The organism is Stutzerimonas frequens (assembly GCF_024448335.1).
Taxonomy (GTDB): domain Bacteria; phylum Pseudomonadota; class Gammaproteobacteria; order Pseudomonadales; family Pseudomonadaceae; genus Stutzerimonas; species Stutzerimonas frequens.
This window is the reverse complement of sequence record NZ_JAMOHM010000001.1, coordinates 167,499-179,669: the sequence shown is the minus strand read 5'-3', so window position 1 is coordinate 179,669 and position 12,171 is coordinate 167,499. Positions and strand designations below refer to the sequence as shown.

Annotated in this window: 12 protein-coding genes; 8 read left to right on the top strand and 4 right to left on the bottom strand. The window is 64.8% G+C overall.

From position 1 onward, the window contains the following. Positions 1 to 105: 105 nt before the first annotated feature. The 3 genes from NAO55_RS00825 to NAO55_RS00815 all read left to right on the top strand — a co-directional run bounded on the left by NAO55_RS00825 (position 106) and on the right by NAO55_RS00815 (position 3,992). Positions 106 to 1,623, top strand: a complete 1,518-nt coding sequence (locus tag NAO55_RS00825; RefSeq protein WP_102839531.1) for a 3-hydroxyacyl-CoA dehydrogenase — start codon at positions 106 to 108, stop codon at positions 1,621 to 1,623. A 176-nt stretch (positions 1,624 to 1,799) separates the two neighbouring features. Next, complete coding sequence (locus NAO55_RS00820) at positions 1,800 to 3,365, top strand: methyl-accepting chemotaxis protein (protein WP_102839532.1); 1,566 nt, start codon at positions 1,800 to 1,802, stop codon at positions 3,363 to 3,365. A gap of 102 nt (positions 3,366 to 3,467) precedes the next feature. Further along, on the top strand, positions 3,468 to 3,992 hold the full coding sequence (locus tag NAO55_RS00815) for an Mpo1 family 2-hydroxy fatty acid dioxygenase (protein WP_102839533.1): 525 nt from the start codon (positions 3,468 to 3,470) through the stop codon (positions 3,990 to 3,992). Between the two features lie 6 nt (positions 3,993 to 3,998). Here the strand turns inward: NAO55_RS00815 and NAO55_RS00810 are convergent, their stop codons facing one another. The 4 genes from NAO55_RS00810 to NAO55_RS00795 form a co-directional block, all read right to left on the bottom strand. Then, positions 3,999 to 4,742, bottom strand: a complete 744-nt coding sequence (locus NAO55_RS00810; protein WP_102839534.1) for a hypothetical protein — start codon at positions 4,740 to 4,742, stop codon at positions 3,999 to 4,001. Between the two features lie 155 nt (positions 4,743 to 4,897). Beyond that, a complete protein-coding gene (locus NAO55_RS00805; protein WP_102839535.1) occupies positions 4,898 to 6,445 on the bottom strand; it encodes a phospholipase D family protein in 1,548 nt (515 codons plus the stop codon). A gap of 59 nt (positions 6,446 to 6,504) precedes the next feature. Continuing rightward, complete coding sequence (locus tag NAO55_RS00800; RefSeq protein WP_102839536.1) at positions 6,505 to 7,839, bottom strand: NAD(P)/FAD-dependent oxidoreductase; 1,335 nt, start codon at positions 7,837 to 7,839, stop codon at positions 6,505 to 6,507. A gap of 103 nt (positions 7,840 to 7,942) precedes the next feature. Further along, positions 7,943 to 8,431, bottom strand: a complete 489-nt coding sequence (locus NAO55_RS00795) for an Lrp/AsnC ligand binding domain-containing protein (RefSeq protein WP_053526900.1) — start codon at positions 8,429 to 8,431, stop codon at positions 7,943 to 7,945. A gap of 147 nt (positions 8,432 to 8,578) precedes the next feature. Here NAO55_RS00795 and dadA point away from each other — a divergent pair, with 147 nt between their 5' ends. The 5 genes from dadA (at position 8,579) to NAO55_RS00770 (ending at position 12,151) form a co-directional block, all read left to right on the top strand. Then, positions 8,579 to 9,877 carry a D-amino acid dehydrogenase gene (gene dadA, locus NAO55_RS00790; protein WP_102839537.1) on the top strand — a complete coding sequence of 433 codons (1,299 nt, stop codon included), beginning with the start codon at positions 8,579 to 8,581 and terminating at the stop codon, positions 9,875 to 9,877. Next, the gene (locus tag NAO55_RS00785) at positions 9,852 to 10,226 is read left to right on the top strand and encodes a RidA family protein (protein WP_053526898.1); all 375 of its coding nucleotides are present in this window, start codon (positions 9,852 to 9,854) and stop codon (positions 10,224 to 10,226) included. Before dadA ends, NAO55_RS00785 begins: the two co-directional genes overlap by 26 nt. Before the next feature lie 119 nt (positions 10,227 to 10,345). Further along, positions 10,346 to 10,894 carry a cupin domain-containing protein gene (locus NAO55_RS00780; RefSeq protein ID WP_020306743.1) on the top strand — a complete coding sequence of 183 codons (549 nt, stop codon included), beginning with the start codon at positions 10,346 to 10,348 and terminating at the stop codon, positions 10,892 to 10,894. 162 nt (positions 10,895 to 11,056) lie between these two features. Next, positions 11,057 to 11,482: a c-type cytochrome gene (locus tag NAO55_RS00775; protein ID WP_020306742.1), complete on the top strand. Its 426-nt coding sequence runs from the start codon at positions 11,057 to 11,059 to the stop codon at positions 11,480 to 11,482. 132 nt (positions 11,483 to 11,614) lie between these two features. Further along, positions 11,615 to 12,151 (top strand): cupin domain-containing protein, encoded by a 537-nt coding sequence (locus tag NAO55_RS00770; protein WP_102839538.1) that lies wholly within the window; start codon positions 11,615 to 11,617, stop codon positions 12,149 to 12,151. Positions 12,152 to 12,171 lie beyond the last annotated feature (20 nt).

Below are 12,171 nucleotides of genomic sequence, written 5' to 3'. Positions count from 1 at the left end.
CGGTAGGAGGTTGCGCCGCAGAGTGGCAGTCTTTAGCCTGCTGGTCAATCTGGCGGAATGTTATTCCGCATTGCGGAATGTGCGGCGTGTGAGGAGGGGCTTGGGATGTTCGAACGTATCGGAATCATCGGTGCCGGCGCCATGGGGCGGGGCATCGCTCAGCTGTTTGCCAGCGCGGGCAAGCAGGTATGGCTCTACGATGCGCGCGGCGAATCGGTCGCCGAGGCGCTGCGTTTCAATCGCGAGCTGCTGGAGCGCAGTCTGGCCAAGGGCCGCCTGAGCACCGAAGAACTCGATGCCACCCTGGCGCGCATGCAGCCGGCTTCGACGCTGCAGGAGCTGGCCGGTTGCGACCTGCTGATCGAGGCCATCGTCGAGAACCTCGAGGCCAAGCAGGCGCTGTTCGTCGAGCTAGAGTCGCTGCTCGCCGAAGATGCGGTGCTGGCGACCAACACCTCGTCGCTTTCGGTCACGCGCATCGCGGCGGCCTGCCAGCACCCGGAGCGGGTGGCCGGTTTTCACTTCTTCAACCCGGTACCGCTGATGAAGCTGGTGGAAGTGGTGCGCGGCGAGCGCAGCGATCCGCAGGTAATCGAGCGGCTGGTAAAGCTGGCCGAAGAGGCTGGGCATTTCCCCGCGATCACGCCGGATACGCCCGGCTTTCTGGTCAACCATGCTGGTCGCGCCTACAGCACCGAGGCGCAGCGCATCCTCGCCGAGGGTATCGCTGATGCCGAGCAGATCGACCGCATCCTGCGCGACGGGCCGGGCTTTCGCATGGGGCCGTTCGAGCTGTTCGATCTCACCGGCCTGGACATCTCTCACGCCGTGATGGAGTCGGTGTACCAGCAGTTCTATCAGGACCCGCGCTATACGCCGTCCTACCAGGCAGCGCAGCGGGTCGCCGCCGGCCTGCTCGGGCGCAAGACCGGTCAGGGCTATTACCGCTACGACAATGGTCAGCAGATGCGGACGCCGGAGCCGGCCGTCGAGCCAGCCCCGGTCGACCGCCCGTTCTGGCTGGACAGCCAGGACGCCGAGCTGCGCGGCTGGCTGGCGGCCTTGCTGGGCCTGGCGGGTGCACAGTTGGAGTCGGGCGAGACGCCGTCGGAACAGGCGATCTGCCTGATCACGCCGTTGGGTGAGGACGCCAGCGCGATGATCGCGCGTCTGGATTTGCCGGCGGAGCGTTGCATCGCCTACGACCTGTTCTGCGATCGCGAACGGCGACGCGTGCTAATGCGTACGCCCGCGCTCGACCCCGCACTGGAAGCCCAGGCGCGGCAGGCGCTGGGCGGCGACGGCGTGCCGGTGGAGGTGATCAACGATTCGCCGGGGTTCGTCAGCCAGCGCGTCGTGGCCAGCATCGTCAACCTGGGCTGTGAGATCGCCCAGAAGGGCATCGCCGATCCGCATTCGCTGGACCGGGCAATCACTCTCGCGCTTGGCTACCCAAAAGGGCCGCTGGGGTTTGCCGAGCACTACGGTGCGGCGCGCATCCTCGCCATTCTCGAGGCGATGCAGCTCTGCTATGGCGGCGAGGCGCGCTACCGGCCGAGCCCTTGGTTGCGCCGACGCGTGCAGCTGGCGCTGCCTCTCGCGGCGGCCGATCGGTCGGGGTGATCCGAGACCGGCGATGCTGACCGGTGGCAGGCGTGGTGCCTTCAGTTTGGCGCGAAGCGGCCGTTAAATCGGAGGTGAGCCTCCGATAACGGCACGTTGCTACTAAGACACTACTGTTCTTTAGCGGAGCGTATGGGTACAACGTCGGATCGCCCCGACAAGAACAAGAGGCCGCTATGAGCCCTGCCAAACGCCATCCCCAGGCCATCGTGTTGCACGCCGCGCTGATCATCGGACTGCTGTTCGCGCATCACTGGCTGGCGCCGCCCGTGCTGGTCATGGCGGTCCTGCTCTTGCTCGCGGCGCTCCTGCCGTGGTTCCTGCTCGGGCGGGCTGCGCAGGATGGCACGCCGGCCGAGGGGGATGCTTCCCAGAGCTTCACCAAGTTGAGCAAGAACCTGTCGCGCAACACCTGCCACAACGCGCTTTCCGCCGCTCAGGTCGCCTTCAGCGCCGAGCAGCTCGCCAGCCGCCTGCAGTCGCAGCTCAAGGCAGTGAGCGAAATCGCCAACGGTGCCGAGGCGATTGCGGCCACCGAGCAGGACAGCGCCGAGCGCGCCCGACACACGCTGGACGCCGCACAGTCGGTGCGTCAGCGCAGCGATGCTGGTCAGGCCGAGCTGCAGCGCGCCATCGAGCGCATGCAGCAGCTCAGCGCGCAGACCCATGCCAGCCGTGAGCTGATCGATGGCCTGTCCGCGCGCACCGAAGAGATCCGTCGGATCACCGATGTGATTCAGTCCATTGCCAGTCAGACCAATCTGCTTGCGCTCAATGCCGCCATCGAGGCCGCCCGCGCCGGCGAGGCAGGTCGTGGCTTCGCCGTGGTAGCCGACGAGGTTCGCAGCCTGGCGGCGCGCACATCCAGCGCCACCGAGGAAGTCGGACGCATGGTGACCGACATCCGTGAGCAGAGCGAAGCGGTGGTCAGTTACATCCAGCGGCAGGGCAGCGAGCTGGACGTTGCGGCCGAACAGATCGCCGCTACCGGCGAACAGCTCAGCGGCATCGCCGAACTGGCCGGTAGCGTCGAAAGCCAGGTGGAGCAGATCACCACCGGTACCGCCGACAACCATCAGCGGCTTACTGGGCAGTTCGTCGCCCTAGACCAGCTGCGCGCCGATGCGCTGGACAGCGAGAAGCAGACCCGCCAGCTCGAGCAGGCTGCCGAACGGTTGGTCGCCCAGGCCGAAAGCGCCAGCGAGCAGTTGGCCGAGGTACAGCTGGACGATTACCACCAGGCGATCTACGACCTGGCCCGCGAAGGCGCAGCAGCCATCGCGGCGCGCTTCGAGGCCGACGTCCAGGCCGGGCGGATCAGCCTCGACGACCTCTTCGATCGCAACTACCGGGCGTTGCCCAATACCGATCCGGTGAAGTACCAGACGCGCTTCGATCGTTACGCCGATGAGGTCTTGCCGGCCATTCAGGAGCCGTTGCTAGGGCAGCATCAGTCACTCGTCTACGCCATCGCCACGACCCCGGAAGGTTATGTGCCGACCCATAATCGGGCGTTCAGCCAGCCGCCGGTGGGCAATCCTGAGATCGACCGGGTCAAGAGTCGCAGCAAGCGCCTGTTCAACGATCGCACCGGTGGACGCTGCGGTAGCCACCAGCGCCGCGTGCTGCTGCAGACCTACAGTCGTGATACCGGTGAGCTGATGCATGATCTGTCGGTGCCGATCATGGTCGGCGGGCGCCACTGGGGTGGGTTGCGCCTGGGCTATCGGCCCGAGGAATAACCTTTCGGTCCTGCAGCTTGGCGCTATAGCCGTGCGCCTGGGCGGGACGGCTCCGCAGGCAGCGACTAAGCTTGGCGAACCGCCGTTGTCTGGGACAGCACCATGAAAAGCCTGACCGATCACCTGGCGCAATACGCCGCCTACCACCGTGACCCGCGCAATCTGCTCAGCCACTTCATCGGCATCCCGCTGATCGTTCTCGCCGTGGCCGTGCTTCTTTCGCGTCCCGCCATCGAGTGGGGCGGCCTTTGGCTCAGTCCGGCAGCATTGGTATCGCTTGCCGCTGCGGTCTTCTATCTTCGTCTTGACTGGCGCTATGGCCTGCTTATGAGCGCCGTGCTGCTGGTCTGCCTGTGGCTGGGCGCACGCCTGGCGAGCGCCGGCACGCCGCTCTGGCTGAGCGCGGGCGTGGGGATGTTCGTGCTCGGCTGGATCATTCAGTTCGTCGGGCACTATTTCGAGGGGCGCAAGCCGGCCTTCGTCGATGACCTGACCGGCCTGATCATCGGCCCGCTGTTCGTTGCGGCGGAACTCGGTTTCATGCTCGGTTTGCGCGAGCCGCTGCGCCTCGCCATCGAGGCGCGCGTCGGCCCGGTGCGTCTGCGCGAGTCGACCGCGCGTAGCTGAAGCGCGTCAGGGCCGTGCGGCCATCCACTGGTCGCTGAGGCTGCGCGCGTGGCGGTCGACCATGATCGGCGCGAACGGGCGGCCCGAGGCGGTGCTGAAGTTGTTGCTGGCGCTGTTCATGTCCTCCAGTGCCACCTTGAGAAAATCCCAGCGCGTTTTGAGCTTCGCCAGCGTCGGATCACGCTTGCCGTCCAGCTCGGCCAGCTGTGTATCGATGGCCGGCACCAGCTGGCGTTCATCCTGACCCAGGTAGGTATCCGGTTGCTCGCGGGCAATCTCGAAGGAACCTATGTAGGCACGGCTGAGGTACTGCACCGCGAGGTACTCGACCTTGGCCGGCAATTCCGCTCGAGCATCGGCGCCCTGTTGCGCGCGAACCGCGGTGAGAAAATCGCGCAGGGCCTTGCTCATCTGCAGTGGCCAGCCCCAGGGCATATCGTCTTCCTCGTAGCCGAAGCCCGCTCCCTCACGCAAGCGCGCGAGCAGCTCCTGATGACCTTCGCGCAGCGCACTGGTGGGGCTGGGCACTTCGAGCATGGCCGCATTCAGTGCCCGGATGTCGTCCTCCAGGCGTAACAGATGGGCCTTCTGGAAGCCTTCGCCACGGTAGAGCAGCAGGCTGCTGGTGGCGCGGTTGGCATGGATCTGCATGTTCTGCAGGGCAGTGGCAGGTTCGCTTGGCGCCGCCTCGGTGAAACCGGGCAGCATCGCAAGTATCAGCAATAGCCAGAGGCGGGTGAAACGTTCCATTGTTGTGCTCCTTTCTTATTTTTATAGAAGCGTTGCGTGCTGGCAGCCGCGAATTGAGCCTAACGGAGCGCTGGCCAAGTGGTATCACCCCAAAGAATGATTTGTAGCGCTTTGTAGTCATTTGCGTCGCTATCGCGCAGCGGCGAGCGGCGAACCTAGAGCATTTTTTCCAGGCCGATCACGTTGGAAAACCACGCGTTGAAACGTCGCCACAGGCCGCCTGGCTCTTTTTCGATGACGCGCAGCCGGCCACCGTCTTCCGCGATCCAGACCAGCTGCCGCTGTCCACCTCGCTCCTCTAGGCGCACCTCGTAGCTCACCGCTGGCGACATGCCTTCCAGCGTCAGGCGATGCACCTCGCGGGCCAGCTCGGGGCTTTTCACCAGAATGCCGACTTCGCTGTTCCACAGGATCGAGCGCGGGTCGAGATTGAGCGAGCCGATGAAGACTTTTTCCTGATCGAACACCGCCGCCTTGCTGTGCAGGCTGGACTCCGATTCGCCGAGAAAGCTGTAGGACGGTTCCTGCTCCGGCTGCCGGCGCAGTTCGAACAGGCGGACCCCGAGCTCCAGCATCCGCTCGCGGTAGGGCGCGTAGCCGCCATGCACCGCCGGAACGTCGGTGGCTTCCAGCGAATTGGTCAGGACGCGAACGACGACGCCGGCACCGGCCCGGTCGGCCAGGTAGTCGACGCCGCTGTCGGTCGGTACGAAATAGGCGGAGACCAGCGTCAGCTCCTGGCTGACCGCCTGCATGGAGGGAGCCAGCTGGGCGGTCAGCAACAGGGAGGCAGCAGGCACGCCCTCGGCCAGCAGTTTTTCCGGCGCGTCCCACATGGCTTCGCCGGGCGCCCAGATCAGTTCCTCCAGCCACTGTTGCAGTTGCGGACGCTGCTTGTACTGCATCAGCCGCTGGTACTGCTTGCTGTTGTCCTGTCGTGCCTGTTGCAGGTAGTCACGCAGTTCCTGCCGCGCCTTGTCCAGGCGGCTGGCCTTGGGCTGCGACCAGAGAAAGCGCTGGATGGGCACGCTGAGCTGGTTGTTCCAGTATTCATCGAAACTTCGCGCCAGCTGTTCGGCCACCGGGCCGGCACCGAGCAGGTCGATGTCGGTGAAGTTCATCGCCTGGTCCGCCTCGAAGTACTCGTCGCCAAGGTTGCGTCCGCCGACGATCGCCAGGCTGCTGTCGACCAGCATCAGCTTGTTGTGCATGCGCCTGTGCTGCAGAGACAGGTGCAGCAGCCGTCCCAGGGTGCGAGTGACAGCGTTGCTGCGGCCGATATGCAGCGGATTGAATACTCGAACTTGGATGTTGGGGTGCGCCGCGAGCGTCGCGATCCGGTAGTCATGTCCGTCGCTGGTGGTGTCGTCCAGCAGCAAGCGCACGCGTACGCCGCGATCGGCGGCCTGCAGCAGTTCGTCGATCAGCGCCCGCGTGGTAAGGCCGTCATGGACGATGTAGTACTGCACGTCCAGGCTGAGCTGGGCCGCGCGGATCATCTCGCTGCGGGCGGTGAACGCCTCGGTGCTCTCGGGAAGCAGGCGAAAGCCCGAGTGGCCGTCAGGATGGTCGGCGGCGAGCTGCTGGATCCGACGGCCGAGCGGTGAGGCGTCGGCGGCGACCGCATGGGACTCGGATGGTGCAGGATGGCTGGCGCAACCGGCCAGCAGCACAAGCAGCAACAGCGTCAGATAGGCGCGCAAGGTGGCTCCGGGTCTGCATCCATTCATTCATGCTTGGACGCTGCGCTTCGTCGGAAAATTCAGAAGCGGTCCTTCAGCCTGTACCAGAGCATGCCCAGAGCCAGCAAAGGCGAACGCAGCGCCCGGCCACCAGGGAAGGTCGGATGCGGCACCTTGGCGAACAGGTCGAAGCCCTGGCTTTCCTGGGTGGCGATGGCTTCGGCCAGCAGCCGACCGGCCAGGTGGGTGGCGTTCAACCCGTGCCCGGAGTAGGCCTGGGCATAGAACACGTTGGGCTGCTCCGGCAGGCGACCGATCTGTGGCAGGCGATTGGCGCCGATGCCGATCATGCCTCCCCACTGGTAGTCGATGCCGATGCCGATCAGCTGCGGGAACACTTCGAGCATCTTCGGCTGCATATAGGCGGCGATGTCTTTCGGATCGCGGCCGGAGTAGTGGCAGGCGCCGCCGAACAGCAGCCGGCCATCGGCGGAGAGGCGGAAGTAGTCGAGCGCCACGCGCTGATCGCAGACGGCCGTGTTTTGCGGCAGCAACTCACGGCGCAACGGTTCGGGCAGGCGTTCGGTGGCAATGATGTAGCTACCGGCCGGCAGCACCTTGCCGGCGAGCTTCGGCTGCAGGCCGTTGAGGTAGGCGTTGCAGGCGAGCACCAGGTTGTCCGCGTACACCACGCCCTGCGCGGTATGCACCTTGATCTGCGGGCCGTACTCGATGCGCTCGACTGCCGACTGTTCGAACAGCCGCACGCCCAACGACTGCGCCGCGGCCGCTTCGCCAAGCGCCAGATTGAGCGGGTGCAGGTGCCCGGAACCCATGTCCAGCAGCCCGCCGAGATAGCGCTGCGAGCCGACCACGGTGGCCAGGTTCGGCCGCGAAATGCGCTGCAACTGATGCGGATAGCCCAGGCGCAGCAGGTCGGAATAGTCTTCGTCGAAGCCCTTGAGGTGACGCGGCTTGGTTGCCAGGTCGCAGTAGCCCCAGGTCAGATCGCAATCGATGGCGTAGCGCTCGATGCGCTGGCGAACGATATCCACCGCCTCGAAGCCCATGCGCTTGAGTTCGTCGACACCCTCTTCGCCGATAATCTTGCTGAACTGCTCGACATCATGGCCGACGCCGCGGATCAGCTGGCCGCCGTTGCGGCCACTGGCACCCCAGCCAATGCGGTGCGCTTCCAGGAGGATGACGCTGAGCCCGCGTTCGGCCAGTTCGATGGCGGTATTGAGGCCGGAGAAGCCGCCACCGACGATGCACACGTCGGCACGCTGTTCGCCCTGCAGCGGCTCGAGGGTCAGCTCGCGGTTGACGCTCGCGGCATAGTAGGAGGGTGCATGGTCGCTGGTGTTCGAAGCGGATGCACGGTGGTTCACTGAAGTGTCATGAAGAGTCTGCATTTTTCTAGGGTAGACCGGAGCGGTATCCCGGAGCAAAGGCGGCTCGGACCGACGGCGGCGTACAAGGTCCGTCGCGGCATTATGAAATGTGTTGTCAGCGGCTCTAGTCCGGGACCGGCAGGTCAAGGGACTCCTTGATCTCCTCCATCACGATATAGCTCTTCGATTCGCGTACGTGAGGCAGCTTCAGCAGGATGTCGCCGAGCAGCTTGCGGTAGGACGCCATCTCCGAAATCCGTGCCTTGACCAGGTAATCGAAGTCTCCGGAAACCAGGTGGCATTCGAGCACGTGCGGCAGCTTGAGCACGGCGCGACGGAACTCCTCGAAGATGTCGCCGGACTTGTACGCCAGGCTGATCTCGACGAATACCAGTAGCCCCGCCTTCAGATACTGCGGGTTCAGCCGCGCCGAATAGCCCATGATGATGCCCTCGCGCTCCAGGCGCCGGACGCGCTCGGTGCAGGGCGTGGTGGACAGGCCGACGCGCTCGCCCAGCTCGGTGAACGGCAGGCGTCCTTCGGCCTGCAGGATGCGCAGGATATGGCGGTCGATCTTGTCCAGTTCGCGGCGGCTCTGGTGGCGCGTTCTCAAGGGATAAACCCTCCAAATAAAGCTTCGCTGGCGTGAATGATGGCCAAAGATAGCTTTTTATATGGTGAATAACACTGCTCAGGCCTTCCTATACTCCGAATCAATAGTGAATCCGGAAAAGTCCGTTCCAACGGGCGGGAGGCTGCAATGCGTGTACTGGTACTGGGTAGCGGAGTCGTCGGCACCGCCAGCGCCTACTATCTGGCGCGGGCCGGTTTCGAGGTGGTGGTGGTCGATCGGCAACCGGCCGTGGCGATGGAAACCAGTTTCGCCAACGCCGGCCAGGTTTCGCCGGGTTATGCCTCTCCCTGGGCTGCACCGGGTGTACCGCTGAAGGCGATGAAGTGGCTGCTGCAGCGCCATGCGCCGCTGGCCATCAATCTCACCGGTGACGTCGACCAGTATCTGTGGATGACGCAGATGCTGCGCAACTGCACGGCGGCACGTTATGCGGTGAACAAGGAGCGCATGGTGCGGCTGTCCGAGTACAGCCGTGACTGCCTCGACGAGCTGCGCGCCGAAACCGGTATCGCCTATGAAGGGCGGCAGCTCGGCACCACGCAGCTGTTCCGCACCCAGGCCCAGCTGGATGCCGCGTCCAAGGACATTGCCGTGCTGGAGCGCTCCGGCGTGCCCTACGAGCTGCTCGATCGCGCCGCTATCGCCCGGGTCGAACCGGCCCTGGCCAAGGTAGCGGACAAGCTCAGCGGCGCTCTGCGCCTGCCCAACGACCAGACCGGCGACTGCCAGCTATTCACCACCCGCCTGGCGGAGATGGCTCGAGAGTTGGGCGTCGAGTTCCGTTTCGAGCAGAACATCCAGCGTCTGGAGCATGCCGGCGACCGGATCGCCGGGGTGTGGATCGACGGCAAGCTGGAAGTCGCCGATCGCTACGTGCTGGCGCTGGGCAGCTACAGCCCGCAGATGCTCAAGCCGCTGGGCATTCGCGCGCCGGTCTACCCGCTCAAGGGCTATTCGCTGACCGTGCCGATCAGCGATCCGGCCATGGCGCCGCAGTCCACCGTGCTCGACGAGACCTACAAGGTCGCCATCACCCGCTTCGATCAGCGTATCCGCGTCGGCGGCATGGCGGAGATCGCCGGACACGATCTGTCGCTCAACCCGCGCCGCCGCGAGACTCTGGAAATGGTGGTGGGCGATCTGTTCCCGCTGGGCGGCGATCCGAGCGAAGCGGTATTCTGGACCGGCCTACGACCGGCCACGCCCGACGGTACGCCGATCATCGGTGCGACACCCTATCGCAACCTGTTCCTCAACACCGGTCACGGCACGCTGGGCTGGACCATGGCCTGCGGCTCCGGCCGGGTGCTCGCCGATCTGCTCGCCTCCAAGCGTCCGCAGATCAGCACCGAGGGGCTGGATATCTTCCGTTACGGCAAGCACAAGGAGAATCACAAACATGCCCATCCGGCGGCTGCACACTGAGACACGCTACAGCGAGGCGGTGATCCATAACGGCGCGGTCTATTTGTCCGGGCAACTGGCCGATGACCTGGCCGGTGACATCCGCCAGCAGACCCGCGAAACGCTTGCCAGCATCGAGCGTCTGCTGGACGAGGCGGGCACCAGCAAGGCCCGCCTGCTGTCGGCGACCATCCATTTGAAGGACATCGCTGGCGACTATGCCGGCATGAACGAGGTGTGGGATGCATGGGTCGCGCCTGGAACGGCACCGGCACGGACAACCGTTCAGGCACTGATGTATTCACCGGATGTACGGGTCGAGATCACCGTTGTCGCGGCCATGCCCGATCTCGCCGGCCCGGTACTCTGAGGCCTGGGAGCGCCGCGTGAACCGGGCGCCGGCTTGGCCGGAAGCAGTGTTGTAAATTTTGAACGCCGTTGCCATCATAAGCCCCCTCATCGCTTCGCTCTTGAAAGGGGGCTCCCGTATTGGACGTCGGCGTTCGACTGCAAACCATCCGTAAGCTCAAGGGCCTGTCCCAGCGTGAACTCGCCAAGCGCGCAGGCGTGACCAACAGCACCATTTCCATGATCGAGAAGAACAGCGTCAGCCCGTCGATCAGCTCGCTGAAAAAGGTGCTGGGCGGCATCCCGATGTCGCTGGTGGAGTTTTTCTCGCCCGACTTCGATCAGGACAGCGATACCCAGGTGGTCTACAAGGCTGGCGAGCTGATCGATATCTCGGACGGTGCGGTGAGCATGAAGCTGGTGGGCAAGGCGCACCCGGGACGTGCCATCGCCTTTCTCGACGAGACCTATCCGCCCGGCTCCGACACCGGAATGGACATGCTCTCGCATCAGGGCGAAGAGGCCGGCATGCTGGTCGAAGGGCGTCTCGAATTGACCGTGAATGGTCAGGTCTATGTGCTGGAGAGCGGCGACAGCTACTATTTCGAGAGCGCCAAGCCGCATCGTTTTCGCAATCCGTTCGACGCGCCGGCGCGGTTGATCAGCGCGACGACACCGGCCAACTTTTAACCACTACCGGCCTAGGTTCGTCCGAAAGTTGCGATGCGACAAAGCGTCGCTGGGAATCCTCGGGCCTTTCGTATTGTTTCGGCCGGCATGGCTTGCCGTTATACTGACCGCCGCTCGCGATACCGTGGCCGCGGGCGTGTCTAGCCACAATGAGGGTGTAAGGTGAACCTGATTAAGAAGATCCTGGTAGCACAGACTGCCGTATTGGCCCTGTGGGCAATGAGCGCTCAGGCTGCGACCGACGAAGCAATCGCCGAGCGCCTCAAGCCGGTGGGCGAAGTATGTATCCAAGGTGAAGAATGCGCAGCCGCTGGTGCCGGCGCTGCCGTTGCCGCTGGTGGTGCCGCCCGTAGCGGTTCCGATGTGTACGGCAAGTTCTGCACTGCCTGCCATGGCTCTGGCCTGCTGAACGCGCCGAAGACTGGCGATACCGCCGCCTGGTCGGCCCGTGCCGATGCCGCCGGTGGTCTGGACGGCCTGCTCAAGCACGCCATCAGCGGTATCAACGCCATGCCGCCGAAAGGCACCTGTGGCGACTGCTCCGATGACGAGCTGAAGGCCGCCATCCAGCACATGTCCGGCCTCTGATCGAGCGCCGCGTCATCAGCAAAGCCGCCTCCGGGCGGCTTTGTCGTTTCTGGCGGGAGCAAAGCGCGAGCGTCTCGAGTCGAAACTGATACGGCCGCCTGGCCGATTCATCGATCCGAGACGGAGGCCCGCATGCCCAGTACCGCGCCGCATCCCGAACAGTTGCAGCTCACCAGTGACGGGCGCACGCCCAACAGCCCGCACCCGGTGCTGATCTATCGCCACCTGCCCTTGGCGGGGCCGAGTCCGGCCGAGGCGTTCGAGCGGCTGTTCGACAGTCATCTCTGGCCGTCGGCCTGGCGCGGGACGGTTTACGACTACGACCATTACCACTCCACCGCCCACGAAGTACTCGGCGTGGCCAGCGGCTGGGCACGGTTGATGCTCGGTGGGGAGCATGGAGAGGAGGTCGAACTGCGCGCCGGCGATGCGCTGGTGCTGCCGGCCGGCACCGGGCATTGCGCACTGGAGGCCAGCGAGGATTTTCAGGTGGTGGCCGGCTATCCGGTCGATCAGCAGTACGACATGCAGCGCCCCGAGGCGGCCAGCCATGACGACTCGAAGGCGCGGATCGCCCGCGTCGGCGTGCCCGTCAGCGATCCGCTGGCAGGCACGCAGGGTGCGCTGGTTACGCTGTGGCGCGGGAAGGCCGCGCCGGTCGCCTCATGAACGGCGCATGCGCAGATCGC

Excerpts from the sequence above, each read along its gene's own strand:
- NAO55_RS00800 (WP_102839536.1), bottom strand. The coding sequence starts at position 7,839 with ATGCAGACTCTTCATGACACTTCAGTGAACCACCGTGCATCCGCTTCG.
- NAO55_RS00815 (WP_102839533.1), top strand. The coding sequence starts at position 3,468 with ATGAAAAGCCTGACCGATCACCTGGCGCAATACGCCGCCTACCACCGT.
- NAO55_RS00785 (WP_053526898.1), top strand. The coding sequence starts at position 9,852 with ATGCCCATCCGGCGGCTGCACACTGAGACACGCTACAGCGAGGCGGTG.
- dadA (WP_102839537.1), top strand. The coding sequence starts at position 8,579 with ATGCGTGTACTGGTACTGGGTAGCGGAGTCGTCGGCACCGCCAGCGCC.
- NAO55_RS00810 (WP_102839534.1), bottom strand. The coding sequence starts at position 4,742 with ATGGAACGTTTCACCCGCCTCTGGCTATTGCTGATACTTGCGATGCTG.
- NAO55_RS00770 (WP_102839538.1), top strand. The coding sequence starts at position 11,615 with ATGCCCAGTACCGCGCCGCATCCCGAACAGTTGCAGCTCACCAGTGAC.
- NAO55_RS00820 (WP_102839532.1), top strand. The coding sequence starts at position 1,800 with ATGAGCCCTGCCAAACGCCATCCCCAGGCCATCGTGTTGCACGCCGCG.
- NAO55_RS00825 (WP_102839531.1), top strand. The coding sequence starts at position 106 with ATGTTCGAACGTATCGGAATCATCGGTGCCGGCGCCATGGGGCGGGGC.